Origin of the sequence: Blastococcus saxobsidens (genome assembly GCF_002938435.1) — a bacterium.
Taxonomy (GTDB): Bacteria; Actinomycetota; Actinomycetes; order Mycobacteriales; family Geodermatophilaceae; genus Blastococcus; species Blastococcus saxobsidens.
The window spans coordinates 17,783-44,093 of the sequence record NZ_POQT01000002.1 but is presented as its reverse complement, the minus strand read 5'-3'; the positions used below and the strand labels follow the sequence as shown (position 1 = coordinate 44,093).

Annotated in this window: 23 protein-coding genes; 11 read left to right on the top strand and 12 right to left on the bottom strand. The window is 72.0% G+C overall.

Annotated features, from left to right (window positions below; translation table 11 throughout):
* Positions 1 to 118 precede the first annotated feature (118 nt).
* Complete coding sequence (locus tag C5507_RS22030) at positions 119 to 517, top strand: hypothetical protein (protein ID WP_130504265.1); 399 nt, start codon at positions 119 to 121, stop codon at positions 515 to 517.
* A 726-nt stretch (positions 518 to 1,243) separates the two neighbouring features.
* Positions 1,244 to 1,987 carry a helix-turn-helix domain-containing protein gene (locus tag C5507_RS23455; protein WP_158657454.1) on the top strand — a complete coding sequence of 248 codons (744 nt, stop codon included), beginning with the start codon at positions 1,244 to 1,246 and terminating at the stop codon, positions 1,985 to 1,987.
* Between the two features lie 51 nt (positions 1,988 to 2,038).
* On the opposite strand, the gene C5507_RS01495 is transcribed toward C5507_RS23455, so the two are convergent.
* Together C5507_RS01495 and C5507_RS01490 are read right to left on the bottom strand one after the other, a co-directional pair.
* A complete protein-coding gene (locus tag C5507_RS01495; RefSeq protein WP_130504264.1) occupies positions 2,039 to 2,632 on the bottom strand; it encodes a hypothetical protein in 594 nt (197 codons plus the stop codon).
* Between the two features lie 76 nt (positions 2,633 to 2,708).
* Entirely contained in the window at positions 2,709 to 3,899 is a 1,191-nt protein-coding gene (locus C5507_RS01490; protein ID WP_242611196.1) for a site-specific integrase, read from the bottom strand.
* A gap of 319 nt (positions 3,900 to 4,218) precedes the next feature.
* On the opposite strand from C5507_RS01490, the gene C5507_RS01485 reads away from it, so the two are divergent.
* From C5507_RS01485 to betT, 7 genes are all read left to right on the top strand, one after another.
* Positions 4,219 to 4,950 (top strand): GAF and ANTAR domain-containing protein, encoded by a 732-nt coding sequence (locus C5507_RS01485; protein ID WP_165400465.1) that lies wholly within the window; start codon positions 4,219 to 4,221, stop codon positions 4,948 to 4,950.
* Between the two features lie 288 nt (positions 4,951 to 5,238).
* Positions 5,239 to 6,207: a helicase domain-containing protein gene (locus tag C5507_RS22965; protein ID WP_242611195.1), complete on the top strand. Its 969-nt coding sequence runs from the start codon at positions 5,239 to 5,241 to the stop codon at positions 6,205 to 6,207.
* Positions 6,150 to 7,385: a hypothetical protein gene (locus C5507_RS22960; RefSeq protein ID WP_242611194.1), complete on the top strand. Its 1,236-nt coding sequence runs from the start codon at positions 6,150 to 6,152 to the stop codon at positions 7,383 to 7,385. The genes C5507_RS22965 and C5507_RS22960 overlap by 58 nt, the downstream gene beginning before the upstream one ends.
* 278 nt (positions 7,386 to 7,663) lie before the next feature.
* A complete protein-coding gene (locus C5507_RS01475; RefSeq protein WP_104526774.1) occupies positions 7,664 to 8,338 on the top strand; it encodes a slipin family protein in 675 nt (224 codons plus the stop codon).
* 464 nt (positions 8,339 to 8,802) lie between these two features.
* Positions 8,803 to 9,021: a hypothetical protein gene (locus C5507_RS01470; RefSeq protein WP_104526773.1), complete on the top strand. Its 219-nt coding sequence runs from the start codon at positions 8,803 to 8,805 to the stop codon at positions 9,019 to 9,021.
* Complete coding sequence (locus tag C5507_RS01465) at positions 9,011 to 9,919, top strand: hypothetical protein (protein ID WP_104526772.1); 909 nt, start codon at positions 9,011 to 9,013, stop codon at positions 9,917 to 9,919. Before C5507_RS01470 ends, C5507_RS01465 begins: the two co-directional genes overlap by 11 nt.
* A 132-nt stretch (positions 9,920 to 10,051) precedes the next feature.
* Positions 10,052 to 12,067: a choline BCCT transporter BetT gene (betT, locus tag C5507_RS01460; RefSeq protein WP_104526771.1), complete on the top strand. Its 2,016-nt coding sequence runs from the start codon at positions 10,052 to 10,054 to the stop codon at positions 12,065 to 12,067.
* 9 nt (positions 12,068 to 12,076) lie between these two features.
* Here the strand turns inward: betT and phaZ are convergent, their stop codons facing one another.
* The 6 genes from phaZ to C5507_RS01430 all read right to left on the bottom strand — a co-directional run bounded on the left by phaZ (position 12,077) and on the right by C5507_RS01430 (position 18,826).
* Positions 12,077 to 12,901 (bottom strand): poly(3-hydroxyalkanoate) depolymerase, encoded by an 825-nt coding sequence (phaZ, locus tag C5507_RS01455; RefSeq protein ID WP_104526770.1) that lies wholly within the window; start codon positions 12,899 to 12,901, stop codon positions 12,077 to 12,079.
* Positions 12,885 to 14,648 (bottom strand): PHA/PHB synthase family protein, encoded by a 1,764-nt coding sequence (locus C5507_RS01450; protein ID WP_104526769.1) that lies wholly within the window; start codon positions 14,646 to 14,648, stop codon positions 12,885 to 12,887. The genes phaZ and C5507_RS01450 overlap by 17 nt, the downstream gene beginning before the upstream one ends.
* A gap of 102 nt (positions 14,649 to 14,750) precedes the next feature.
* Positions 14,751 to 15,398: a phosphatase PAP2 family protein gene (locus C5507_RS01445; RefSeq protein ID WP_104526926.1), complete on the bottom strand. Its 648-nt coding sequence runs from the start codon at positions 15,396 to 15,398 to the stop codon at positions 14,751 to 14,753.
* A 37-nt stretch (positions 15,399 to 15,435) separates the two neighbouring features.
* A complete protein-coding gene (locus C5507_RS01440) occupies positions 15,436 to 16,527 on the bottom strand; it encodes a lysylphosphatidylglycerol synthase transmembrane domain-containing protein (protein ID WP_104526768.1) in 1,092 nt (363 codons plus the stop codon).
* Complete coding sequence (locus C5507_RS01435; protein ID WP_242611193.1) at positions 16,524 to 17,114, bottom strand: hypothetical protein; 591 nt, start codon at positions 17,112 to 17,114, stop codon at positions 16,524 to 16,526. Before C5507_RS01435 ends, C5507_RS01440 begins: the two co-directional genes overlap by 4 nt.
* The gene (locus tag C5507_RS01430) at positions 17,111 to 18,826 is read right to left on the bottom strand and encodes a phosphatase PAP2 family protein (RefSeq protein ID WP_104526767.1); all 1,716 of its coding nucleotides are present in this window, start codon (positions 18,824 to 18,826) and stop codon (positions 17,111 to 17,113) included. The genes C5507_RS01435 and C5507_RS01430 overlap by 4 nt, the downstream gene beginning before the upstream one ends.
* A 154-nt stretch (positions 18,827 to 18,980) precedes the next feature.
* On the opposite strand from C5507_RS01430, the gene C5507_RS01425 reads away from it, so the two are divergent.
* The gene (locus C5507_RS01425) at positions 18,981 to 19,853 is read left to right on the top strand and encodes an ABC transporter substrate-binding protein (protein ID WP_242611192.1); all 873 of its coding nucleotides are present in this window, start codon (positions 18,981 to 18,983) and stop codon (positions 19,851 to 19,853) included.
* A 7-nt stretch (positions 19,854 to 19,860) separates the two neighbouring features.
* Here the strand turns inward: C5507_RS01425 and C5507_RS01420 are convergent, their stop codons facing one another.
* The 3 genes from C5507_RS01420 to C5507_RS01410 form a co-directional block, all read right to left on the bottom strand.
* Positions 19,861 to 21,042 carry an acyl-CoA dehydrogenase family protein gene (locus tag C5507_RS01420; protein ID WP_104526765.1) on the bottom strand — a complete coding sequence of 394 codons (1,182 nt, stop codon included), beginning with the start codon at positions 21,040 to 21,042 and terminating at the stop codon, positions 19,861 to 19,863.
* Between the two features lie 322 nt (positions 21,043 to 21,364).
* Positions 21,365 to 22,405: a YihY/virulence factor BrkB family protein gene (locus tag C5507_RS01415; protein ID WP_104526764.1), complete on the bottom strand. Its 1,041-nt coding sequence runs from the start codon at positions 22,403 to 22,405 to the stop codon at positions 21,365 to 21,367.
* A gap of 94 nt (positions 22,406 to 22,499) precedes the next feature.
* Positions 22,500 to 23,984, bottom strand: coding sequence for an MFS transporter (locus C5507_RS01410; RefSeq protein ID WP_104526763.1), 1,485 nt, complete (start codon positions 23,982 to 23,984; stop codon positions 22,500 to 22,502).
* A gap of 198 nt (positions 23,985 to 24,182) precedes the next feature.
* Between C5507_RS01410 and C5507_RS22585 the strand changes: the two genes are divergently transcribed.
* Positions 24,183 to 24,341 carry a hypothetical protein gene (locus tag C5507_RS22585; RefSeq protein WP_165400464.1) on the top strand — a complete coding sequence of 53 codons (159 nt, stop codon included), beginning with the start codon at positions 24,183 to 24,185 and terminating at the stop codon, positions 24,339 to 24,341.
* A 72-nt stretch (positions 24,342 to 24,413) separates the two neighbouring features.
* Here C5507_RS22585 and C5507_RS01405 read toward each other — a convergent pair whose 3' ends face one another.
* Positions 24,414 to 26,225: an acyl-CoA dehydrogenase gene (locus C5507_RS01405; RefSeq protein WP_242611191.1), complete on the bottom strand. Its 1,812-nt coding sequence runs from the start codon at positions 26,223 to 26,225 to the stop codon at positions 24,414 to 24,416.
* Positions 26,226 to 26,311 lie beyond the last annotated feature (86 nt).

The window sequence follows — 26,311 nt, the reverse complement described above, 5'->3', positions numbered from 1 at the left end:
ACGAGCCGGGCGAGCTGTCGGCAGCTATGCCTCCGCAAGGCAGCGGAGGCGGTTCCTAGAACCGCACTACTGCAATCAGAGAAAAGAAAAGCCCCGCGCCGTAGATAGCGGCCGGGGGATGAGCAACAAGGAGACACCCTTGAGTACTGACAACAAACTACCCACCATCCGCTGTGCGTACTGCAAACGCATTGCCCACTGGATGCGCCCTCGTACCGGCGTGCAAATCTGCTCCAGCTGCAAGGAGCTGAATGACCGTGAGCAGTGGTACGAACTCGCCCTTCGCTGGCTCACCAACTACCCAAAGGATTGGGCTGGTGATGTTGCTGCGTTCCTTGAGGTGGCGGCCGAGCGATCGACAGAGGTGATGGAACCCGTGGTGGCCGTCGTGGTCTGTGAAGGCTGCGACGGGTCGAACTGCGGTTCAAACCCCCATCATCACCGAAAAGTCATGCAGACGGCTGGAGTGGCTGCGAAGGCCACTCGTGGAAAGGAGGACAGTTCTGACGCTAGTTGAGTCCCGGTCCGTCAGGAGGTGAGCATGGCACCTCCTGACCGGGGGCGACGTAGCGGTTGATTGGAATCCATTCCTCTGGCTCTGTCGGGGTCAAAGTTGCTTTGATCATGCGGGCTATGCCCTTGACTAGTTCTTCATCCATGACAGGCAAGGGTAGGAAGAGTGTGAGACAAATGAACGATGGTCGGCGCCTAGGCATCGGGTCCCGGTCAATTCGGCCGGGCCTCGCCCGCTGCGCTCGCTCGGCCATAGGCGCTGATCAGTTCGGATAGCGACCATCCGCGCGCGCAAGCAGTATTCGCGAAATCGTATGCCCTTATGGCACGGCAACCACTTAGTCCCGATGGAAGCGCATGTGAGCGGCTCATAACGAAGTTCCCAAGCGGCACGGCCAGACGGCTAGATGCGGCAGCGGCCCGCCACGGCATGACCCGGTCGCAGTACCTAAGGACTCGACTGCTGGCTGATCTTGCTGCCGACGAAGCCGAGGAGGTCGCTACGGCGAGCTGACCCAATCCCGAACATGCAACGAGGGCCGGTCCTGGCAGACCAACCCTCGCTCTAACTCAGATCCTTGAAGCCCAAGTGATCAACAGATTCATTTCCACTGTAGCGCATCGTCTAAACGATGTGCGGGCTTCTTGGTTGTGGGGCTAGTAGCTCACGCTCCGACGGCGGCGCAGTTGCGAAAGGCCGAGTTCATCCTTCGCAACTATTGGAGCTCTTTTGTCTTTACTTCTTGACCCCGGCGTCCTCGGTGACGTCGACAGACCAAGCCGACCCGTACGCCGAGACGCCGAGCGTCAGACCAGGCAGCTTCGGAAAAATCCGCACCGTCGGCGCCAGGTCCTTAGCCACGTCCGATCCGATCACTCCATCATCCGCTCAACGCTGGCGACGTTTGCAGTCCTGCTCGAGCACAGTGGCGACGATGCGGGGAAGGTGTGGCCGTCGCAGGTTCGCGTCGCTCGCATGCTCGGCGTCTCGGTGCGGACTGTGCAGCGCCACATCCGGGAGCTGCGTGACGCCGGCTACCTCCTGGTCTACCCATCGCCTCCCGTTCGTGACGAGGCCACTGGCCAGTACCGGCGCAAGAGGACGAACCGGTACTACTTCGTCTTCACCAAGACCCCTGGCCGCGGTAGGAGGAGGGCGAGAAGCCGCAGGTCACACCTACACGACACAGATGGCGTCTCAACCACTTATGTAGTGAGTAACCCCCGCCCGGTGGACGGCGGTGGGGGTGTTGGCTCTCCATCGTCATCTGGCAAACAGGGCTTACGACCGTCATCGCGTCGAAGTTGGGTCCCACGGAGGAGACAAGGATCATCGCCGCCTTCGGCGCCTGTCCTCCCTGGGGCGCTGCCGGGGTGGAGCAATGACAAGGGCTGCGCGACCTGCGACTTCACCGAGTGGATCTTCGATGAAGCTGGTCGCACGACACCTTGTACCTGCTCGCGAACTCACTAAGGAGGCGCCTTCAGCGCCGCACCCAAGGGGAAGGCAGCGGGCCTAGCTCGGTCAGATCCAGATCTTCCTGCGGTAGTAGCCCCGACCAACGACGATCGGTGTCTTCTCGTAGGGCTCGACCCCGCCCGTCGGGCACAGCTGGGTCTCTCGGCGCTTCCAGGCGGCTCGTTCCTCGTCACTGAGGGCGGCCCAGATGCTGTGGGCTAACGGACTGGTGAAGTTCTCGGGCAACGGATCGGGGGCGATCCCGACGACGAGGCGGCCGTCGACGATCTCGCCTTCATCGTGGGGCACCCCACCGATCCGGCTCATGCGGAAGGGCCGAGCGTCGCCGGCGAGGACTTGGTGTCGGTAGAAGGCGATCTCCGAAGGCGTGCCCCACTTGCCCGTCAGGAACTTCCCGTGGCGACCCAGCCAGAGATAGAAGACCGACCAGCCGTGCTCGATGAGGTACTGCGCTCGACTCATCAGGTGCGGGTAACGCTCGGGGGCGGTGTCGCTGGAGTGCACCTCGACGGCGACTGGCCAGATGCCGACGTCGATGCGGTACGGGCCGCACGGCGCTTGCTGGACGACCTTGAGCTTCTGGCGGACCAGGTGCCAGGCCAAGCGGTGCTCTTCTCGACCAACTCGTCGATCGACCACGGGGCGACGGTACGAGACGGGTCAGTCACGGACCGCCACCGGGTCTGCCGGAGCGGTGTCACAGCGGGTGCCGTGATCAGGCCGGGCCGAGGGCTTCGAGTGCGATGGCGGCTCCGGTCGATGCGACCTTGCGGCCCATGTAGACGTCAGCGGTCATCGAGGGGTTGGCGTGGCCGAGCTGGTCGGCGGCCGCTCGAGACGACAATCCGGCGTGATCCATCACCGTGGCGACGGTCTTTCGCAGCACGTGGGAGGTCACCCAGTCGAAGCCAGCGTTGGTGAAGGCTGCTCGCAGATCGCTCTGGGTGTTCGACGGGTCCCTCCAGCCGCCCCGGACGGCTGAAAACACTGGGCCGGCCCCGTCGGTCCCGCGGCCGCGAAGCATCTCCACGCACCAGCTCGGCAGGACCAAGGCGCGGGCGCCGGCGTCGGTCTTGGTGCTCTTTGCGATCAGGCCCTGGCCCTTCACCCGGACAACGGTCGAGCGGACCTCAACGGTGCCGGCGTCGAGGTCAACTGCGTCCCAGGTCATCGCTGCTGCCTCTCCGATGCGGACGCCCGTTGCCAGCATGAAGGCGATGAAGTCGGGAAGGTCTCGGCTCACGGCGCCGTCGTCGTAGGTCACCATCGCCATCAGCTGTCTCGCCTGGGCCGTTGTGAGGGCCCTGGGGGCTCGCCGTGGCGTTGTCTCGACCCGGCTGACGTCTCGCACCGGGTTGCGGTCCAGGGCGTCGTGGCGGGCCGCTAGGCCGCAGATCCCTGAGAGCACGCTGCGGGCGAGCTTGGCTGTCGCTGCGCCGTGTTGCTCTGCGAGCTTGAGTAGGAAGCGATCGACGATGCCGATCGTGAGCTCGCGCAGGCGCAAGTCGGCCAGCAGGACGGGGGGAGCCTTGGCTCCAGCAGGCTTCGGGCCGGCGCCCACGATGTGGCGATCAAGGATGCGCCGGTAGGACTCCAGGGTGGTCGGGCTCTTGTCGCGCAGTCCGGCGAACCAGAGTTCGGCGACGGCTCTCACTCGCGTGTCGCTGGTGATGTCGCCGCTGCCCACGACTCGACCGCGGTCACGCAGGGCCAGCTTGAGCGCAGCTTCGGCGCCGGCCTTGGTCCGCCCGGCCTTCTCGACGCTGCGGACCTTGCCGTCGTAGTCCCGGTAGAGGCAGCGTGCTCGGTAGCCGGTTTGGGTTGGGTAGGTCTTGATCTTGCCGAAGGTGCCGATCGGCAGCGCCGGTCTCCCCACGAGAAGCCCTCGAAAATCACGGTAGGTCACAGCTTTCAGCGGTCAGTGGCGGAGCGTACCGAGGGGCTGTCAGCGCAGGTGAGGGGGGACGGCGGTTACGGCCGGACAGCGGCGGACAATGTCGCCCTGAAATCCGCGGGTTGTGGGTTCGATCCCCACGGGGCCCACTCGCGGACTCCTCCGTCGGCGGTCGCCGCCGCGCGGCGCGATCCGCGTGGGTCCAGACCAGGGCCCCGGGGGTAAGGTCAACAGCAGTAGTCGCGTCACACAGTCGGCGCATGCACGCGGGGCCCCAGTGCGGGGTTCCTGCCGAGGTCGCCACCCCGGTGCACACCACCGGAGCTGACGTATGTCCAGCAGTGAAACCTCCCGCAGCGCGCAGGCCGACGAGGCCCTGGACGAGCTCGGCCGCATGTCACTGCGGCAGTACTCGATGGACTCGCTGCTCCAGGCAGTCGCCGAGCTGAGCAAGAAGGTCATGCCGGGAAACCCCGAGACCTCGGTGTTCATCCAGGACCGTCATCAGCGGGTCACCGTGTCGTCCACCGGTCAGCTGGCCCTGGCCCTGGACGAGGTGCAGTACTCCAAGAATCAGGGGCCGTGCCTGCACGCGGCCAGCACCGGGGAGCTGACCGAGGTCCCCGACACCCGCACCGAGACCCGGTGGGTGGACTACATGCGACGGGCGGCCGAGCACGGCAACCTGAGTTCCCTCTCGGTGCCCCTGGTCATCGACGACGGCGTCTCCGGGGCGCTGAACATCTACGCCCGCGAGGCCCACGCCTTCGACGACGACGCACGGTCCGCCGCCCGCCGGTTCGCCCCCTATGCGTCGGTGGCCGTGGGCAACATGTTCGACTACGAGGCCGCCAAGGACGTGGCGCGCAACCTCGAGGTGGCGCTGGAGTCCCGCGCGGTGATCGACCAGGCCAAGGGCATCCTCATGGAGCGGTACAAGGTGACCGCCGACCAGGCTTTCCAGCTCCTGAACGAGGCGTCCAACCGCACCAACACCAAGCTGCGGGTGGTCGCCGACGAACTGGTGCACACCGGCGAGCTGCCCAAGCCCCGGCGCGGCTGACCCACCCGGACGGCGAGACCCCGGGGCCGTGAGCCCGCGGGAGAACCGGGACGCCGGACAGCCGGCCGCCCGGCAGCCCATGCCTCCAGGCCCGGTGGTCGGGACCACGGCCCCCGGGCCGCCCCTGCCGGGTCGAGGCACTCCGGGCCCGCGGCACCGCGTCGTGACACCTCGCGGGCAACGGTCGCGAAGCACTGCCCGCCATGTCCTTTGTAGCAGCTCCCGGGCTTCCTCATGAGCCCGGAAATTTCGTTCTAGGGTCGCGGCCTCGGACTCGGAGCTGATGCCATGACGTCCCCCACCACCAGCGCGTTCGCCCTTCCCGGCACCCTTTCCGCCAAGGCCGATCCGGCCCTCATCGCCGGCGACGAGCGGCACCTCACCGCCGTCGCCGAAACCCTCCGGCGGTCGATCGCCGAGCTCTCCGAGCGCCTCGACGCCGAACGCCGTAGGCCCGGCGGCAGCGGGGAGGAAGCCCTCAACCGGGACCTGGAGATCCACCGGCTCAGCGCCCGCCTGCGCACCCTCCGCCGGTTCGGCCTGGACCTCTGCCTCGGCCGCATCGTCGCCGCCGACGACCCCGAGCCCGTCTACGTCGGCCGGTTGGGGCTCACCGACAGCACCGGGCGCCGGCTGCTGCTCGACTGGCGGTCACCGGCGGCCGAGCCCTTCTTCGGCGCCACCCACGCCCACCCGATGGGCCTGATCAGCCGCCGCCGGTACCGCTGGACCCGCGGCCGGATCACCGACTACTGGGACGAGGTGTTCACCCCCGAGGGGCTGGAGGGGCATGCCGCGCTCGACGACCAGTCGGCGTTCATCGCCAGCCTCGGGAGCAACCGGTCGGCGCGCATGCGCGACGTGCTCGGCACCATCCAGGCCGACCAGGACGCCATCATCCGCGCGGGCTCCCAGGGTGCACTCGTCGTCGACGGTGGACCGGGCACGGGGAAGACCGTCGTCGCCCTGCACCGGACCGCCTACCTCCTCTACGCCGATCCGCGCCTGGGCCACGACCGGGGCGGGGTGCTGTTCGTCGGGCCGCACGAGCCGTACCTGGCCTACGTCTCCGACGTCCTCCCCGGCCTCGGCGAGGACGGCGTGCGGACCTGCACCCTGCGCGACCTCGTCCCCGTGGGTGCGGCCGCACCGGCCGAGAACGACCCCGAGGTCGCCCGCCTGAAGGCGTCGCGGACCTGGTGCGCGCGATCGAGGCCGCCGTCCGGTTCCACGAGGAGCCGCCCCGCAGGGGCATGACGGTCGAGACCGACTCCTCCGACCTCCACCTGACCGCCGACGACTGGGCCGAGGCCTTCGAGGCGCCCGACCCCGGGACCCCGCACAACGAGGCGCGTGCCCAGGTCTGGGAGGAGCTGCTCGCGATCCTCGAGGACAAGGCCGACGGCGACGAGGACGGCGAGCACCTGCGGACGTCGCTGTCCCGGAACCGGGAGCTGCGCGCCGCCTTCGACCGGGCGTGGCCGCTGCTCGAGGCGGCCGACGTCGTCGGCGACCTGTGGTCGGTGCCCGCCTACCTGAGGACGTGCGCCCCGTGGCTGAGCCCGGAGGACGTCCGGACGCTGCAGCGCGACAACGCCCAGGCCTGGACGCTGTCCGACCTGCCGCTCCTGGACGCCGCACGCCAGCGGCTCGGGGATCCGGAGAGCGCGCGGCGCACCCGGCGGCAGGAGGCGGTCGTCGCGGCCGAGCGGGAGCGCATGGCCACCGTCATCGAGGAGCTGATCGCGGCCGACGACTCCGAGCTGCTGCTCATGACCAGCCTGCGGCACGGGGACCTGCAGGACGCCCTGGTCGACCGGGCGGCGCTGCCCACCGCCGACCCGGACGTGCTGGCCGGCCCGTTCGCGCACATCGTCGTCGACGAGGCCCAGGAGCTGACGGACGCCGAGTGGCAGATGCTGCTGCTGCGCTGCCCGTCCCGGAGCTTCACCATCGTCGGTGACCGCGCCCAGGCCCGGCACGGGTTCGCCGAGTCGTGGCAGGAACGGCTGGAGCGGGTCGGGCTCGACCGCGTCACCCTCGCCTCCCTCACCCTCAACTACCGGACGCCGGAGGAGGTCATGGCCGAGGCCGAGCCGGTCATCCGGGCCGCGCGCCCGGACGCGAACGTGCCGACCTCCATCCGCAGCAGCGGCGTGCCCGTCGTGCACGGGCGGCTGTCGGAGCGGGACGCGGTCCTCGCCGGCTGGCTGGCCGAGCACGACGAGGGCGTCGCCTGCGTCATCGGGGATCCGGCGTTCCCGGCGACCTCCCGCGTCCGGTCGCTGACGCCGGCGCTGGGGAAGGGGCTGGAGTTCGACCTCGTCGTCCTCGTCGACCCGGAGAGGTTCGGCGGTGGGATCGAGGGCGCGGTCGACCGCTACGTCGCCATGACCAGGGCCACCCAGCGGCTCGTCGTCCTGACCAGCCCCTGATCCGGAAAACCGGGTGCGGGCGGGCCCGGTCCCTCGCTACCGTCCCTCCGCTCGTGATCAGCAGCCGGGCGGCATCGCCGCCGCAGGTCCTGCGCGTCGGTCACGGGCATGCCATGTGGGCAAGCGTCTCAGGAACGCGCGGGTTCGACTCCCGACGCCGTTCGGCGCGTGGTCATCCCGGTGTCGGCGGTCTGCAGCGCCCCGTGCGCTCCCCGCCGCCGCCCGACCACGCGCCGGGCGGTCCGCGTCCCCAGGACACCGGAGGGAGGTCGTCGGACGTGCGGATCGTCGTGCAGGAGTGGGAACGGGTGCTCGTCTACCGCGACGGGCGCTTCGAGGAGGTGCTCGGCGCCGGCGCGCACCGGCGCACCCGGTGGCGGCGGCGGAGGGTCCGCGTCGCCGTGCGGCCGCGGATGCTGGTCGTCCCGACCCAGGAGGTGCTCACCGCCGACGGGCTGTCGGTGAAGGTGAGCCTCGCCGTGTCCTGCCGGACCGTGGACGCCCGCCGCTGGCACGAGGCCGTCGACGACTCCGACGGCCACCTGTACGCCGCGTTGCAGCTCGCGCTGCGGGAGGCCGTCGCGGCGCGGTCGCTGGAGACCCTGCTCAGCGACCGGCGGACGGTCCCGGACGAGATCCGCGAGGCTGCCACCGCCGCGGCGGCCGCGGTCGGGATCGGCATCGAGACGCTGGCGCTGCGCGACGTCATGGTGCCGGCGGAGCTGCGGCGTGCGGCCGCGGAGGTCGTGACGGCGCGCGCGCAGGGGCAGGCGGCCCTGGAGCGCGCGCGGTCGGAGGTCGCGGCCGCGCGGGCGCTGGCCAACGCGGCGAAGATGGTCGCCGAGCAGCCGGGGCTCCTGCAGCTCCGGACGCTGCAGGCGATCGAGGCCGGCGGGGCCACCGTCGTCCTCGGTGGCCCGGGGCTCGCCGAGGTCGGCGGCCCGCTCCGCTGAGCCGACGGCCGCCGCTCGTCCCGCTCCGGGGGTGGTCCTCGCGCACCGGCAGTCCTGCAGGACCGCCGAAGCGAACAGAACCCCCGGAGCGGACGACTGGGCCCCTGATGGACCTGCGGCGGTACCGGTGGCGGGCCGCCCTGCCGATGGAGGGAGGGACGCGCCGGCGTGGAGCACCCCGCTCCGCCCGGGCGGCCGGCCTCCGACACGCCGTCGTGCCGGAGTGCCGCCGGGATGACCGACACCGCGATCCCGCCCCTCCACGCTCGGAATCCACGGTTTGTCGACAAGGCGGCCGCCCGGAGGACGGGTCATCGACCGGCCGAACAGGCCTCCACAACGAATCGGAAACGTGCCGTCCACGGGGTGTTCCGCGGCGGCCTTCCGAGCCCCTTCCCGGACCTAGCCTTCGGGCTGTCCGCGGCGCTTCCCCAGCCGCGGAGCACGACCGTGAGGAGCTCAGCGTGAACACGTCCGGCCAGTCGGTGCACACCTCTCCCGCCACGGGTGGAGGGCTGCCCGTCGACGGCGGCATCGGACTGCTGCTGGAGCTGATGGAGCCCGCGCCGCTGCCCTCGCCGGTGACTGCTCCCGGCCCCGGGCTGCTGGCCCGTGCCCAGGACTGGACGCACCGGGCGGCTGCCTGGGGCGAGGGGCCGCGGGGGGCCTGGCGTGCCTGGTGAGCTGATGTGGCTCGCGGTCGCCCTGTTCGCCAGCCTCGGGCTGGTCATCGTGCTGGGGGCCAGTTCCACGGCGCGCTACGAGCTCGAACGCTCCGGCGCACCCAGCCGGCGGGACGCCGTCGCCGATGCCACCGCCGGTGACCCGCAGGCGAGCACCGCGGCCCCGACGGTCGCGCCGCAGCAGCCGGCTGCTGCCCGGAACAGCCCCGGGTCGCAGGGGTCCGCGCAGCCCGCTGCCGTGCACCGGCCGGCGGCGCAGGCCACCCCCGCACCGGTGCCCGTGGCGACGCACCCTGCCGGGCGGCTGACCGCCTTGGCCCCGATGGCCACCGGGTGGTGGCTCGTGGACGGGCCCGGCGCGCCGCTGGCCGGTCCCTTCGACGACGAGATCGACGCGGAGTGGGCGGCCTTCGCCCTGGCGCTGCCCGAGACGGCGCGCGCGGTCTACGGCGCCCAGCGCGAGGACGGCAGCGTGCTGCGCCGGCAGTCCCCGCAGGAGCGGGCCTGGCTGGAGGAGCTGGGGCGCCAGCTCGACCGCCTGCCGGTGGAGTGGACCGCGTTCATCGAGGACGACGACGCGCTGACGACGCTCGCCGTGGACGTCACGGCCGCGCTACTGGAGGCCGGTCTGCCCCTGCACGACTGCGACGACCAGGACGCGGACGCCCCCCGTTCCGGTGGGGCCTGCCTGACGCCGCACCCGGAGTCCGGCGGTCTCGTCGTCACCTGGCGGCAGCACGACCGGATGAGCGTGCAGCAGGTGCGCGGCACCGAGGCCGGGGACGCGGTCCAGTTCTCGATGACCGTCGCCGTCGCGAACGTGCTCACCCAGCTCGGCTTCGTCGTCGAGCCCTACGGCACGACGGGCGGCTATCTCGTCACCCCGGGCGGCCGCTGACCCCCTTCTGGCAGGCGTCACCGACAGCTGCGTTCTGCCGCCCGCGGCCGGATGTGCCACCATCCGGCCGGTGACCGGCGAACCGCATCCGAGGGCAGCGCTACGAGCGGCGACCGGACCGGACGGGCCGGCATGAGCGTCCCCGAGGTCGACTCCGCGGACGCCGGGACCGGGGTGAAGGGCCGGGTGCTCGTCGGCTCGGTCGTCGGTGTTCTGGCAGTCGCACTGTGGGCCACGGTGAGCCCTGCGGCGGCGGCGGACACCATCGGGTCACTGGTGGGCTGGACGTCGGAGTGGTTCGGCTGGTTCTACATCGCCTTCGCGACGGCCGTGCTGGTCTTCGTGCTGGCCATCGCCTTCTCCCGGTACGGCAAGGTCAAGCTCGGCCCCGAGCACTCCACCCCGCAGTTCAGCACCTTCGCCTGGGCCTCGATGCTCTTCGCCGCGGGCATCGGCACCGACCTGATGTTCTTCGCCGTCGCCGAGCCGGTCACCCAGTACCTGGCCCCGCCGGTGGGGGACGGCGAGACGGTGGAGGCCGCCCGCGAGGCGACGGTGTGGACGCTGTTCCACTACGGCATCAACGGCTGGGGCATGTATGCGCTGATGGGCATGGCGCTGGCCTACTACGCCTACCGCCGGAACATGCCCCTGGCGATCCGCTCCACCCTGTACCCGGTCTTCGGCCGGCGGGTGCACGGAGCGCTGGGCGACGGGGTGGACATCGCGGCCGTCCTGGGCACGATCTTCGGCGTCGCCACGTCGCTGGGCATCGGCGTCGTCCAGCTGAACTACGGGTTGTCCGTGCTCTTCGGCATCCCCGAGGGCCGGGCTGCGCAGCTGGGCCTGATCGGCCTGGCCGTCGGCGTGGCCGCGGTGTCCGCGGTGAGCGGCGTCGACCGGGGCATCAAGCGGCTCTCACAGCTCAATGTGCTCCTGGCGATGGGGCTGGCCGCCTTCGTCCTCGTCACCGGCAACACGGCCTTCCTGCTCAACGGCCTGGTGCAGAACGTCGGCGACTTCGTGAGCAGCTTCCCCGGCCGGACCTTGGACACGTTCGCGTACGACCGGCCTGACGAGTGGCTGAACGGCTGGACGCTGTTCTTCTGGGCGTGGTGGATCGCCTGGGCCTCCTTCGTCGGCCTCTTCCTCGCCCGCATCTCCCGAGGTCGCACGATCCGCCAGTTCGTCGCCGGGACGCTGCTGCTCCCGTTCAGCTACATCCTCATGTGGGTGTCGATCTTCGGGAACAGCGCGATCGACCGGATCCGCCAGGGCGACGCGGCGTTCGGGGAGACGGCGATGAACACCCCGGAGCGGGGCTTCTACACGCTCCTCGCCGACTACCCCGCGTTCCCGTTCATCGCGGCGATCGCGACCTTCGTCGGGCTGCTCTTCTACGTGACGTCGGCCGATTCCGGTGCGCTGGTGATGGCCAACCTGTCCTCCCGGCTCCCACGGCCGCAGGACGACGCCGCAGCGGGCTTGAGGATCCTCTGGGCGGTGGCGACCGGTGTCCTCACCGCGGCCATGCTGCTGGTCGGCGGCGTGCCCGCGCTGCAGAACGCCACGATCATCATGGGCCTGCCCTTCGGCTTCGTGATGGTGCTGGTGATGGTCGGGCTGTACCGGGCGCTGCGCCAGGAGGCCGACCGCGGGGCCAACCGGCACCGGGTCTGGCCCACCGGCCGACCGGGAGCCCGCCGGCGGATGCGGTCGCGGGGCCGGCTGAGGCGGCGCAACACGTCGGCTCCCCGGGGCCGGGAACGGGCCGACCAGTACCTCCGGGAGACCGTCGTCCCCGCGTTGGCCGAAGCCGCGGCCGAGCTGCGCGCGCGCGAGGTCGAATCCCGGACGCGCATGGTCGACGAGGGAACGGGGGGTCAGGGCGTCGAGCTCTCGGCGGAGGTCCACGGCGGGACGCCCTTCCGGTACTGCATCCGGCCGAGGGTCACCGCGAACATCGGCGGCCGCGGCGAGCAGTCCGATGCTGCGGCCGGGTCCGGCGCCGTCGTCAGGCTCGACGCGGGCGGTCGGGACCCCGGACCGCTGGGCTACGACGTCGTCGACTACACACACGCGCAGCTGATCGACGACGTCCTGGACAGGTACGAGGAGCACGTCGCCGGCCAGCGGGCCGGGGCCTGATCCTTCCCGTCACCCGTCGAGGAACTGCTCGACCACCGGGGCCAGCTCGCCGGCCTCGGTGATCAGCGCGATGTGGCCACCGTCGTAGACGTGCAGCTGGGCGCGGGGGATGAGCCGGGCCATGACCCGGGCGTTCACCACCGGGATGATCGGGTCGTCGTCGCCGGCGATCACGAGCGTGGGCTGCCGGATCAGCCGGAGGAACGGCAGGCTGCTCCAGCCGGTGCTCGACGCGAGCTGGTAGTAGTAGCCGCGCTTGGGCCCCACCCGGGTGTGCGAGTGCAGCACCGCCGCGGCCCGCTCCGGTTCGGTCCGCATGGTGCCGCCGTAGATGTCCCCGGCGATGCGCCGGGCGTAGTCCGGATCCCGGTGACGGCGAGGCGTGAGCATGCGCGCGAGCACCCGTGGGTGCGCCGGCACCATGATCGAGCCGGTCGCCGTCGCGGCGAGCACCAGCCGCCGGCAGCGCCGCCGGTGCTGGACGGCGAAGTGCTGGGCCAGCCCGCCGCCCCAGGAGAGCCCGAGGACGTCGACCGGCTGCTCGTAGCCCAGCCGGCTGAGCAGCCCGGCCACCACCGGGCTCAGCGTCGACAGGACGTAGGGGACGACGGGCCGCGGCGACCCGCCCACCCCGGGGACGTCGAAGCGGATGACGGTCCGCCGGGGATCGAGCGCGTCCACGAACGGCTGGAGCACCTCGAGGCTGGCGCCGATGCCGTTCATGAGCAGCAGCGGCGGGACGTCGTCGTCCGTACCGCGCCGGACCGAGGCGCGCAGCGTCCGGCCGCCGACGGTCAGGCTGCGGACGACCTCCCGGCTACTTGTCGAAGACATAGGTCCCGGGCGCGTCCCCGAGCACGTCGAGCCCGTTGCCGCCCAGCGCCTCCGGCGCCGGGATCTCCTCGCCGGAGCGCTCGCCCAGCCAGGCCGTGAAGTCCGGCCACCAGGAGCCCTGCACCGTCTCGGCCTGCTCCAGCCACGTATCGGCATCGGGCGGGGTCTTCTCCGCCACCTGGAAGGTCGACTTCGGGTTCCCGGGCGGGTTCACCAGCGAGGCGATGTGACCGCTGGTCGAGAGCACGAACCGGCTCTCGCCGCCCAGCAGCTGCGTCGTCCGGTAGCAGGCCTGCCACGGGCACAGGTGGTCGGCGATGCCCGCGGTCGCGTAGGTGTCGACCGTGACCGCGGAGAGGTCCACCGGTGACCCGAGCATGCTCACCGCCCCCGGCTGGGTCAGCGCGTTGCGCACCGCGACGTCGATGAAGCCGCGGTGCAGCCCCGCCGTCATCCGGGTGGTGTCGGCGTTCCAGTAGAGGATGTCGAAGTTCGGCGGCGGCTTGCCCTGCAGGTAGTTGTTGACCCAGTAGTTCCACACCAGGTCGTTGGGCCGCAGCCAGGCGAAGACCTCGGCCAGCTGGGCGCCGTCCAGGTAGCCCTTCTTCCGGGAGCGCGCGGTGGCCGCCTCCACCGCCTCGCGGTCCATGAGGGCCGACACCGTGCCGGCGCGCGACCAGTCCAGGACCGTGACGGCGTAGCTGGCCGCGCGCACCCGGTCCTGCCGGCCGACCGCGGCGAGGTGCGCCAGCACCATCGCGGTGATGATCCCGCCGGAGCAGAACGCCTGGAGCGCGACCTGCTCCTGGCCGGTGATCCGCTCGACGGCGTCCATGGCGTCGATCAGCGCCTGCCCGTAGGTGTCGAGGTCCCAGTCGGCGTGCCGCTCGTCGGGGTTGCGCCACGAGATCATGAAGACCTGCTGGCCGGCGCCCACGTAGTGCTCCACGATGCTGCGGCCCGGCGCCAGATCGGTGATGTAGTACTTGTTGATCGTCGGCGGGACCATCACCAGCGGCACGGCGCGCACCTTCTCCGTGGTCGGCCGGTACTGGATCAGCTCGAACACCGGCGTCCGCAGCACGACGGCGCCCGGCGTGACGGCGAGGTCCTCGCCCACGGTGAACGCGTCCGGCTCGACCATGGTCGGGACCCGCGGCGGGCTGGCGAGGTCGCGCACGAACCGGCGCAGGCCCTCGACGGCGCTGGCACCGCCGGTGTCGATGGCCGCCTTGAGCGACAGCGGGTTGAGCACCGGCACGTTGCTCGGCGCCAGCGCATCGACCAGGTTCGTCGCGGTGAACCGGATCCGCTCGTCGTCCTGCCACTCCAGGTCGGCGTCCTCGATCAGCTCCCAGGCCGTGCGGGCGGTGGCCAGGTGCAACTGCATCGCGCGCCTGAGCAGCGGGTTCCCGCTCCACGCGGGGTCGGCGAACCGCTTGTCCTTCTTGCCGGGCGCCAGCTCCGAGCGGCCGGTGGTGATCCGGCCCAGCTCCTGCGCCAGCTCCCCGGCCCGTCGCGCGACGGTGTCGGGCTTGCGGGCCAGCGCGGAGGCCAGGCGCAGGGCCGTCCCGGCCGGCGGCACGAGACGGCGCAGCGGACCGCGTGCGGCGTCCACGAGCACCATGTCCAGGCCGGTCGCGGCCTCGGCGGCCTGCGCCGGCGACCCGGCGGGGGGCGCGCCGTCGGACGCCTCGGGCCGGGCCGTGGAGGCGGTGCGGGCAGGTTCGGTGGCGGGCTGGGCCATGGGGATTCCCTTCGAGCGCCGCCTGCAGGGGCTGCCGTCCGTCCAGGCGCGAATGTGGCCTTCCTCACTGAACCACAGTGCCGGGCGTCCGGCAGGGCGGTCTCACCTGGTGGAGGCGGTCGGGTCGCGCCGGTGCCGCAGAGCCATGAGCAGGGCGGGCCAGCCCAGCGCCAACCCCGCCCCGAGCAGCGCGCCGGCCAGGGTGTCGGACAGCCAGTGCGCCCGCAGGTAGACGCGCGAGAGGGCCATGACGGCGGTGAACTGCACCGCGTGCACCTCCCACCACCAGCGCGACGGGCCCGGCGGGGCGAACACCAGGACGAGGCCGAGGGCGGTCACGGCGGTGGCGATCGCGTGGCCCGACGGGAAGGAGGCGGCCGTCGTCTCGATCAGCGCACCGGGCGGCCGGGGCCGGTCGGTCGCCGCCTTGACCGGGCCGATGAAGAGCTCGCTGGTCAGGACGGCGAGGGCGAAAGCGGCCAGCCGCAGCCAGTGCCGCCGCCAGGCGAGCAGCACCATGGCCACGGCGCGCAGCGCCCAGTTGACCGAGGCGCTGCCGATCCAGGAGAGGGCCACGGCCACGCTCGTCGTGCCGTCGCTGCGCAGCGAGCCCGCCCACCGCCACACCTCGTCGTCCACCGCCTGGACGGCCGGTGCGGTGGCGGGCGAGACGACGAGCAGGCCGACGAGACCGGCGCCGGCCAGCAGCACACCGCTGACCACGAGCCCCCGCCGGGAGTCGACCAGCATCAGGCCTCCCATGGCCGGGAGCCGCCGGGGCGGCTGGTCACGCCGCCTCCGGGACGAGGGCGGTCCGCGGTGCGGTACCGGGTTCGCGCCGCCACGACCGGTTGTGCCGCCAGAACAGGTACCCGGCCACCCCCACCGGGATCGGCAGGACGTAGCTGAGCGCCCGGAAAACCAGCACGGACGCGGCCACCAGGGCGTGCGGTCCACCGGCCGCCGCCAGGCCGGTGATCAGCGCCAGCTCCACGACGCCGAGGCCGCCCGGGGTGAAGGGCACCGCCGTGAGCAACCGGGCGAACGCGAACACGGCCAGTGCCTCCACGCCGCTCACCTGGTCGGCGGCCACCCCGACGAAGCGCAGCGACAGCAGGAGCAGCAGGAACAGCGACAGGTGGCTCACCAGGGTGGCCAGGGTGATCCAGTGCCACCGGGCCCGCAGCAGCAGGACGGTGCGGTCGCGGAACTTCGTCGTCGCCCGGTCCCAGCCGGTCACCGGCCCGCGGCGGAACACCCGGCGCACGCCACTGACCGCCCGCGCCGCGACCCGCCCCACCCGCGCCGCCGTCTCGGTGCTGCGCAGCACCGTCCCGAGGACCGCGACGGCCGCGCCCAGCCCGAGCAGCCCGACCAGCCCGGCGACCAGCCGACCGGTCGACGGCGGGGTGGAGAAGGCCAGCAGCACGAGGGCGAGCACCGGCAGGCCGAGCTTGGCGAAGTTGTTCCACAGCCCTGCGACGAGCAGCGCCACCGACGTCCGGGAGCGGGAGAAACCCCACGAGGAGTTCATGGCGTAGGTGAGGCCCACCGCGATCGCGGCGCCCCCGAGGACGGTGTTGGACACCGCCGTCGCCGCCTCCGTGGCCACCGTCGCCTGCCGCATCGTCATGCCGGGCGTCGTCGCCACGACGACGAACTGGTAGGTGGCCAGGTTCCAGACGGCGGCCAGCACCAGCGCCGACTTCTCCACCCACGTCATGCCGACGATCGCCGTCCACACCTGCGACAGGCTGGCGAACTGCGGGAGGAACCAGACGAAGACGGCGGCGACGAGGGCCACCGACAGCACCGGCGCCAGGAGGCGGTACCAGCCCGGGCGGGGCCTCCGGATGCGCACGGCGGCGCCGGCGCTCACCGCCCACCGTCCTCGGGAGGATCGAGCTGCAGCCGTCCTTCGGTCTGGTCGTGGACGGCGGCGCGCACCTCGTCGCGCGTCACCGCGCCGACGCCCTGCGTCGCCACGCCCAGGGGCTCCGAGCGGTTCTGCCCGGAGAGCCGGAAGTGCACGCTCAGGCAGCCCCCGTCGAACACGTAGAACCGGGTGCCCACGTACTGCGGGGTGACCTGGGTGACCCGTTCCCACCGGCGCATCCCCTGCCGCTCGCTGGGGATCTCGGTGGCCTCCCGGGTGTCGCAGGACGCGGTCAGGCGGATCTCGAGCGCGTGCACGCCGTCGCGGTCGGAGTCCAGCCAGAAGCGTGCGGAGGACTCGTCGGCCTCCATCCCGGCGAGATCCCAGCCCAGGGGCATGACCTCCAGGCACGGCACCCAGGTGGCGCTCGGCACCGACTGCGCCATGAGCACGACGCCGTTGGCCGGCAGGTTCTCGTCGCCGTTGCGGCAGGCCAGCGTCTCCTCGCCGAGCACCACCGGCTGACCGCAGCCGGCCAGCAGCGCCGCCGCCAGCAGCGGCAGCGCCGTGCGGTGCAGCCGGCGCCTCACAGCGGTGCCGCCAGCACTCCGGCCGACACGTAGGCCGCGATCGCCGCGGCGGCGAGGGCGACGACGGTGAGGCCGGCCCGCCGCCACGTCCAGCGCTGGATGCGGACCGGCGGCAGCCGGAAGGGCAGCAGGGCGAGGAACTGGTCCTGCAGGTCGCGACCCTGCTGGCGCAGCATCCGGCGCAATTGCGAGGGCATCGTCAACCCGCGGGTGGCGGCGAAGGCCTCGGCGATCTCCTCGTCGGAGAAGTGCAGGCGGGCTCGCCGGTACACCCGCTCCGCGTCGGTGCGCAGGGCCAGGACCAGCATCATGTTCGCCAGGTCCACCGCCTGCCGCCACGGGCTCGGGCGCACCTCGGCGAAGGCCGAGTCGATCAGGTACAGGGTGCCGTCGCGCACCAGCAGGTTGGCCGGCTTGATGTCCCGGTGCGCCATGCCGATCTCCCACATCCGGCGCACGATCCCGAGCCCCTGGTCGATGACGGCGTCGTCGATCTCGGCCTCGCCGGCCTCCCGCGCGCCGGCGATGAACTCCGTCACCAGCAGGTACTCGCGCTCCGGCGTGATCTCGACGATGCCGAGGGGCTGGGGCACGCGCAGGCCGCCGTCGCTGAACAGCCGGAGGATGTAGTCCTCGTACTGCACCAGCCGGCGCACGCTCTGGAAGGGCTTCTCGTCCTCCAGGCGGCCGTAGAGGAGCGTGCGGCCCAGCTTGTACCAGCGGTCGGAGCGCACGTGGGTGGCCGCGTAGAGCTTGCCGAAGACGCAGCTCTCGTCGGCGCGGACGGTGTCGTCGGCCTTGACGGTGATCTTCAGCGGGGTGGAGCCGCCCGACCCGGCCAGGCCGAACGGTGACACGTCGGTGACCACCAGGCCCAGCTGGTCCCGCAGGGCTCGCACGATGGCCGCGCCGCGGTCGCCGGAGACGTCCAGGTGCGCCGGCCGCGCGCGGGTGTAGCGCACCGGGTGCACCGAGTTGGGCGTGAGCAGCCGGAAGGCCGCCAGGGGTGTGGCCACGCCCAGCACGACGCCGGCCAGCACGCCCGTGGGGTGGTCCTGGGCCAGGTACAGACGTGAGGCGGCGGTGAGCACCAGCAGCCCGCAGACCACCCACTTGCCGACCGTCCGCTTCCGGCCGGGCGGGACCAGGGAGTACAGCGTGCTCACCAGGAGGGCGGCGAGCACCGTCACCGGCAGGGACGGCATCGCGAACCCCGACCACTCGCCGAGCACCTCGACCTCGAACGGGCGTGGGCGCTGCAGGGTGGTGGCCATGGCGGCGCCCACGTTGATCACCAGCAGGCCCACCCCCAGCCACACCATCAGGTGCCGCCAGCGGCGGAAGACGGCCAGCAGCACCAGGTCGACCAGCCAGATGGCGTGCAGCACCGGGTCGCTGGCCAGCAGGCCGAGCACCTCGGCGACGGCGGTCAGCGCGGGGGAGCGGATCTCGGCGATCGCCTGCAGCACCCGGGTGTCGGCGACGTCGACGTAGCGGATGGTGCCGGTGGCCACGACCGCCACGCACGCCAGCAGCACCAGCGCGCTGAGCCCCAGCCACCACCTGCCCGACGCACGGAGCTGCCGGGGCAGCGGCGGCGGCTCGCCCGAGGGCCGACGACGACGCCGGACGCGCGCGACGGGTGGCGGTGCGGGTCTCTCGGCCGGACCCGCCGCCCTCGGCTCCGGGAGCGCCTGCGGCAGCGACGCCATGCCGGCTGATGCTGCTCCTCCGGGGCCGTCGAGACCATCCCTTTGGCCCCGGGCGGCGCTACGGTGGCCGCCTCCGCGCGACCGGCGGTGACCGGCGCGCGGGCCCGGAACGGCGGAGGTGACTGCCGTGCACGGTGGCCGGACGGTCGCGGCGGTGCTGCTGTTGGTCGCTGCCCTGACCGGGTGCGGCGCGGGGGGCCGGCCGGCGCCGGACCCTCCGGACGTCGTCCGGTTCGCCTCCTACGACTTCCCGGAGAACCAGATCCTGGTCGAGGTCTACGCCGAGGCCGCGCGCCGCCGAGGTCTGCCCGTCTCCGTGCAGCACGGCATCGGCACGCGGGAGGTGGTGTCGCCGGCGCTGCAGCAGGGCGTGGTGGACGTCGTGATCGACTACCTCGGGACGGCGCTCGCGTTCGCCCGCCCCGGCTTCCCGCGCCCTCCGACGGAGCCGGAGAGGATGCACGCCGTCCTCACCCGGACGATGGGCGGCCGGGGGGTCGCCGTCCTCGCCGCCGCGGCCGCCGAGGACCAGAACGGGTTCGCCGTCACCAGGGAGTTCGCCGAGGCGCACGGCGTCACCCGGCTGTCGGAGCTGACCCCGCTGGCCGGTGAGCTGGCCTTCGGGGGTCCGCCGGAGTGCCCGGACCGGCCGTTCTGCCTGCTGGGCCTCGAGCAGCGGTACGGGCTCCGCTTCGGCGCGGTGACCAGCATGCCCTCGCGGGCGGCCACGCTGGAGGCGCTCCTGTCCGGCCAGATCCAGGTGGGCATGCTCGAGACGACCGACGCCCGGCTGGCGGTGGCGCCGGTGGTCCTGCTGGCCGACGACCGCGGGTTGCAGCCGCGGGAGAACGTCATCCCCATGGTGCGGGCCGAGGTGCTCGACCGGTGGGCCGAACCGCTGCGGTCGGCGCTGGAGGACACCAGCGCACGGCTCACGACGGCCGACCTGGTCGAGCTCAACCGCGCGGTCGAGCTCGACGGCCGCACACCCGCCGAGGCGGCCCGCGCCTGGTGGGACCGCCAGTAGGACGTCGTCAGACGATCGCGCTGGCCCCCGTGACGCCGCGGCCGACGATCAGCGTGTTCACCTCGCGGGTGCCCTCGTAGCTGTAGATCGCCTCGGCGTCGGCGACGTACCGGCCCACGTGGTTCTCCAGCAGGATGCCGTTCCCGCCCATGAGCTCGCGGGCCCAGCCGACGGTCTCCCGCATCCGCATGGTGCAGAACGCCTTGGCCAGCGACGCCTGCTCGTCGGTCATGGTGCCCGCGCCCTGCAGCTGCGACAGCCGGGTGCACATGGCCGCGGAGGCGGTGATGTTGCCCAGCATCCGCACCAGCAGGTCCTGGACGAGCTGGAACTCCACGATCGGCTGCCCGAACTGCTCGCGGCCCAGGGCGTAGCGCAGGGCGTGCTCGTAGGCACCCCGCGAGCAGCCGACGGCCGACCAGGCGACGCCGGCGCGGGTCATCCGCAGCACGTCGGCGGTCTCCCGGAAGCTGTGCGCCTCCTGGAGCCGGTTCTCCTCGGGCACCCGCACGCCCTCGAGCGTGATGTGCGCGTTCTGCACCACGCGCAGGGCGATCTTGTCCTCCAGGTTCACCGCGGTGAAGCCGGGCGTCCCCTGCTCGACGACGAAGCCGAGCACCCGCTCGGTCTCGACGTCCCGGGCCCAGATGATGATCAGGTCGGCGAACGTGGCGTTGCCGATCCACTTCTTCTCGCCGTCGAGCACCCACTCGTCGCCGTCCCGGCGGCAGGTCGTCTGCAGGCCGCGGGCGACGTCGGACCCGTGCTCGGGCTCGGTGAGGCCGAACGCGCCGATCAGCTCCATGCGCGCCATGGCCGGCAGCCAGCGCTCCTTCTGCTCCTCGGAGCCGCACAGGTAGATCGAGCCCATGGCCAGGCCGCCGTGCACCCCCATGAAGGTGGAGATGGACGGGTCCCCCTTGGACAGCTCCATGGCGATCATCCCGTCGAGCAGCGGCGAGCTGCCCCGGCAGCCGTAGCCCTGGATCGAGGTGCCCGCGATGCCCAGTTCGGCCATGGCCGGGATGAGCTGGCTCGGGAACTCCGCCCGCGTCCAGTACTCGTTGATGATCGGCTCGACCTGCTCGTCCATGAACGTGCGCACCCGGTGCAGCAGGGCCCGGTCGTCGTCGTCCAGCAGGGCCTCGAGGTCGTAGAAGTCCGAGGTGACGGTCGAGTGGTCGATCATCGCAGGCCTGCCTCTTCGTCGGGCGGATGTCGCTCCTCCGCCTACCCGGCCGATCCTGGCGCAACCGGGCATGCGCGCACGCGGAACCGGTGCTGTGACCGGTCATCCGTCGCGTGCCGGACCGGTTCGCCCCGGCCGGCGGGCGCTGAGCCAGGGGGTCGCCGGCGTGATCGAGCGGGTGCCGCTGTCGCGCCGGGGGGCCAGCCGACCAGCCGCTGACCCGCGGTCGGTCCGCCCGCGACAGCGACGAACTCGTGGCCATCAGCGTTCGATGGCCACGAGTTCGTCGCACTCGGCTCCCCGGGAACGGGGAGCGGTCCTGCTAGGTCGTCTGCTTGTCCTTGGGCTCGGCGCGGGCGTCGAGCTGGATCTCCTTGTCCGCCCGCGGCACGCCGTCCTTCAGCTCCTTGGTCCGCTCCATCTCGGCATCGAGCTCGATGCCGAACAGCAGGCTGACGTTGATCAGCCAGAACCAGATGAGGAAGATCACGACGCCGGCGAGGGCCCCGTAGGTGGCGTTGTAGCTGCTGAAGTTGGCCACGTAGAACGCGAAGGCGGCCGAGGCCACCACGGCGACCAGGATGGCGACGCCGGCGCCCGGGCTCACCCACTTGAAGCCGCGCAGCTTGACGTTCGGCGTCGAGTAGTACAGGACGGCGATCATCAGGGCGAGGAGGACCAGGATCACCGGCCACTTGGCGACGCTCCACACGGTCTGCCCGGTCTCACCGATGCCCACCGCCGAGGCGATGGCGTCGACCACCGGCCCGCTGAGCACGAGCAGGGCGACGATGATGGCGGCGAACAGCACGCCGATCAGGGTCACCAGCAGCTGGAGCGGCTTGAGCTTCCAGATCTTGCGGCCCTCGGGCGTCTCGTAGACGACGTTGGCCGCGCGGGTGAAGGCGCCCACGTAGCCCGACGCCGACCAGATCGCCGCGGCGAGACCGATGATCAGGCCGAAGCCCGCGGTGCTCTGGTTGCCGGCGATCTGCTGGATCACCGGGTTCAGCGTGTCGGCGGCGCTCGCGGGGACCACGGTGGTCAGCGCGTCGCTGAGCTGCTGGGGGGTGGCGAAGAGGCCGACGATCGAGGTCAGTGCGATCAGCGCGGGGAACAGCGCGAGGACGCCGTAGTAGGTGAGCGCGGCGGCCCAGTCGGTGAGGTTGTCCTCGCTGAACTCCTTGACCGTGCGCTTGAGCGTGCCACCGGTGGTCGGCTTCGGGTCCGCGCCGGTGGGCGCGAAGTCCGAACGGGTGCCGCTGACGTTGTCGTCGTCGGGGGCCGGGTCGTTCGCTGCGTGGTTGCCTTGGAAGCGGGTGTCCGCCGCGGTGCGGCTGGACGAGCCGGTGGCTCGGGCCATGAAGAGTCCTCCGGTCGGCGAGGGGCGGTCCTGTCCTCGGTTCCCCGGACGATCGCGTTCCATGCCGGACGCGCCGGTAACGGTTCGGCGACACTCAGCGCAGACCTGACACCGGCGACCACTCGGGCCCCCCGGCGGTGGCCGCGTCGACGTCCTCCGCCCCCTCCCGGGGCTGCCGTCCCGGACGCCGGCCACCGCGCATGCCCAGCAGGGCCACCACCACGACGACGGCCGACGCGGCGCCGCCGATCAGCGCCACGAGGGTGAAGGCGATCGCCCGCGGCAGGCCCGTGCCCGGGTCGAGCGTGGCCGCGATGATGGTGACGGCGACGGTGCTGCCCAGCGCCTGGCCGACCGACCGGGCGATCGAGTTCACCGCGTTGGCCACCCCCGTCTCGTCCTCCCGGACCGCGTCGACCACCAGCGCGGGCAGCGCCGCGTAGGCGACGGTGACCGACACCTGCGTGAGCAGCCCGGCGAGGATCACCTGCCACGGCTCGCCGCGCAGCCCGGCCAGCAGCCCGAAGCCGGCCACGCCGAAGACCGCACCGGCCACGAGCGTGGGCAGCGCCCCGAGGCGGCTGACCAACCGGCCCGCGAACGGGGCCAGGGCGATGCCCGCGATCCCGCCGGGCAGGAGGTAGACGACCGCGGCCTCCAGCACGCTGGCCCCGAAGCCGTAGCCGGTCACCTCCGGGGGTGCCTGCACGTACCCCAGGACGGCGAGGAAGGAGGCGAACAGCGCGATGCCGGTCATGAGACCGGCGACGTTGGGGACGACGGTGCGGCGGTCGGTGAGCATCGAGGGGCGCACCAGCGGGTCGGGCACCCGCCGCTGCAGCACGACCCAGCCGGCCAGCACGACGACCGAGCCCGCGAGGCAGCCGAGCGTGGCGGCCGACGACCAGCCCCACAGGTGCCCCTGGGAGACGGGGAGCAGCAGGAGGACCAGGCCCGCGCCGAGCACCAGCGCGCCCCACCAGTCGACCCGCCCGGTGGTCGTCACCGGGCGGCGCGGCAGCAGCCAGGCGGTGAGCGCGAGGGTGACCAGCGCGACGCCGAGACCGATCCAGAAGGCGTCCCGGTAGTCGCCGTCGTCCCCGGTCAGCACGCCGGTGGTGACCAGACCCACGACGCCGCCCACCGCCAGGGTGCTGCTGACGACGGCCATGGCCACGCTGAGCCGGCGTTCGGGCAGCTCGCGGCGGAGCACGCTGATCGACAGGGGGAAGAGCCCGTAGGACGCGCCCTGCAGGACCCGGGCCACCAGCAGCAGCGGTAGCGATTCGGTGACGATGGCCAGCAGCGTGCCGGCCGAGATCGCCACCAGGATGCCGAGGATCACCGGCCGGGCCCCGCGCAGGTCGCCCAGGCGGCCCAGCAGGGGCGTGAAGACGGCGGCGGCGAGGAGGTTGGCGGTCAGCACCCAGCCGGCCGCACCGGCCGAGACGTCGAGCTGCTCCTCGATCCGGCCGAGCGCCGGCACGACGAGGCTCTGCAGCAGCGACAGGGTGGTGACGCCGAGGGAGAGTGCGACGACCAGCACCGCCGGACGGGCTGCGGCTGTGGGGTCGGACACGCATCGATCAGACCACGCCCCCTCCGGGCCCGGAGCGGGGCGGCTGTGGCGCCGCCTGCTGTGGTTCCGCTCACACTCCGTCAGGTGATGTGTCGGAATTGACGGTTGAGACGGCTGTGAACGGGGGACAGAGTGCCCCGACGACGTACCGCCCGGTCCTGACCCGGCGGCGCTTGGAACAGCATGTAGGGAGAACTGATGATGATGTGGCCGGCCGTGGCCCTGCTGGGGTTCCTGGTCCTGACGGCCCTGGTCATCGCGATGGGCACGCAGTCCACCGCCCGTTACGAGCAGGAGCAGCGCGCGACCCGCGCCTCCGCGGGGCGCTCGACCGCCCCGGAGGCTGCGCGCGCTTGACGTAACGCACCGAACGCGACGGCGCCCCGTTCCTCCCTCGGGAGGGGCGGGGCGCCGTGCTGTCCGGGTCGCTCAGAGCACCGTGGGCGGGGTGTCCAGCACCGTGCGGTCGAGGGACTCCAGCAGGTCGAACCAGCCGCGGGTGCGGGGGAGCTCCCACCGCCAGAAGTAGCGGGCCGCGGCCCGCTTGCCCTCGTGGAAGTCGGTCGTCGCGCCCTCGCAGGCCAGCGCCTGCTCCAGCCACAGCCAGGCGACGACGATGTGCCCGGCGGCCTCCAGGTACACGTGCGAGTTGGCCAGCGCGACGTCCGGGTCGCCGGTGCCCCACAGGGCGGCGGTGACGGCACCCATCCGGGCTACGGCGGCGTCCAGGTCGGCGGCGAAGCCGGCCCACTCCGTGCCCGCGGCCCGCGCGGTCGTCGCGCCGATCGTCTCGCCGAGCAGCTGCAGGCCGGCGCCGCCCTGCATCACGACCTTGCGGCCCAGCAGGTCCAGCGACTGGATGCCCTGGGTGCCCTCGTGGATCGGGTTGAGCCGGTTGTCCCGGTAGAACTGCTCGACCGGGTAGTCGCGGGTGTACCCGTAGCCGCCGTGCACCTGGATCGCCAGGTCGTTGGCGACCAGCCCCCACTGGGAGGGCCAGGCCTTCGCCACCGGGGTGAGCATGTCCAGCAGCAGGTGGGCGCGGGTGCGGTCGGCCTCGTCCTCGGCCGTCTGCTCCTCGTCGACCAACCGGGCGCAGTACAGGCCCAGCGCCATGCCGCCCTCGGCGTAGGACTTGGCGGCCAGCAGCATCCGGCGAACGTCGGTGTGCTCGATGATCGGCACCATCGGCGAGGTCGCGTCTTTCGATGCCGTGGTCTTGCCCGCCGCGGGCCTGCCCTGGGTGCGGGTGCGCGCGTACTCCAGCGCGTGCAGGTAACCGGTGTAGCCGAGCACCGTCGCGCCGACGCCGACGCCGATCCGGGCCTCGTTCATCATGTGGAACATGTAGGTCAGGCCGCGGTGCTCCTCGCCCACGAGGTAGCCGACCGCGCCGGGCCGTCCGCCGGGGGTGTGCACGCCCTCGCCGAAGTTCAGCAGCGTGTTCGTCGTCCCCCGGTAGCCCATCTTGTGGTTCAGGCCGGCCAGGACGACGTCGTTGCGCTCGCCCAGCGACCCGTCCTCGTCGACCAGGAACTTCGGCACGATGAACAGCGAGATGCCCTTCGTCCCGGGCGGCCCGCCGGGGATCTTGGCCAGGACCAGGTGGACGATGTTCTCGGTCAGCTCGTGGTCGCCGCCGGAGATCCACATCTTGTTGCCGCTGAGCCGGTAGGTGCCGTCGTCCTGCGGCACCGCCTTGGTGGTGATGTCGGCCAGCGAGGAGCCGGCCTGCGGCTCCGACAGCGCCATGGTGCCGAACCAGCGGCCCTCGAGCTCCGGCCGCACGAAGGTGTCGATCTGCTCCTGGCTGCCGTGGGCGAGCAGCAGGCGGGCGTTGCCCATCGTGAGGAACGGGTAGGCCGACGTCCCGACGTTGGCCGCCTTGAACCAGGCGAACACCGCCTGCCCGACGGTGTGCGGCAGCTGCATGCCGCCGTACTCCTCGTCGAAGGAGCCGGCCATCAACCCCGCGTCGGTGAACACCTTGAGGGCCTTGGCGACCTCGGGGATGAGCACGGCCTTGCCGTCGACCATGTGCGGCTCGTTCTCGTCTGCCGTGCGGTTGTGCGGCGCGAAGTGGTCGGTGGCGATCTGCTGCGCCAGGTCCATCACCGCGTCGAAGGTCTCGCGGGAGTGCTCGGCGAACCGGGGCCGCTTGGTCAGCGACTCGACCTCGAGCCACTCGTGCAGCAGGAAGTCCAGGTCACGGCGGGACAGGATCAGCGACGACGACGGCACGGGAACCTCCGGACGGCGGACGGGAGCCATCTCACAGTAGGCCGAGCCGGCACCGGCGACGTCGCCGTCCTCGTAGCGCCGACCGG

Coding starts and splice junctions, on each gene's coding strand:
- betT (WP_104526771.1), top strand. CDS start 10,052: ATGAGCGTCCCCGAGGTCGACTCCGCGGACGCCGGGACCGGGGTGAAG.
- phaZ (WP_104526770.1), bottom strand. CDS start 12,901: ATGTCTTCGACAAGTAGCCGGGAGGTCGTCCGCAGCCTGACCGTCGGC.
- C5507_RS01445 (WP_104526926.1), bottom strand. CDS start 15,398: ATGCTGGTCGACTCCCGGCGGGGGCTCGTGGTCAGCGGTGTGCTGCTG.
- C5507_RS01415 (WP_104526764.1), bottom strand. CDS start 22,405: ATGGCCCGAGCCACCGGCTCGTCCAGCCGCACCGCGGCGGACACCCGC.
- C5507_RS01485 (WP_165400465.1), top strand. CDS start 4,219: ATGTCCAGCAGTGAAACCTCCCGCAGCGCGCAGGCCGACGAGGCCCTG.
- C5507_RS22585 (WP_165400464.1), top strand. CDS start 24,183: ATGATGATGTGGCCGGCCGTGGCCCTGCTGGGGTTCCTGGTCCTGACG.
- C5507_RS01450 (WP_104526769.1), bottom strand. CDS start 14,648: ATGGCCCAGCCCGCCACCGAACCTGCCCGCACCGCCTCCACGGCCCGG.
- C5507_RS01430 (WP_104526767.1), bottom strand. CDS start 18,826: ATGGCGTCGCTGCCGCAGGCGCTCCCGGAGCCGAGGGCGGCGGGTCCG.
- C5507_RS01420 (WP_104526765.1), bottom strand. CDS start 21,042: ATGATCGACCACTCGACCGTCACCTCGGACTTCTACGACCTCGAGGCC.
- C5507_RS22030 (WP_130504265.1), top strand. CDS start 119: ATGAGCAACAAGGAGACACCCTTGAGTACTGACAACAAACTACCCACC.
- C5507_RS22965 (WP_242611195.1), top strand. CDS start 5,239: ATGACGTCCCCCACCACCAGCGCGTTCGCCCTTCCCGGCACCCTTTCC.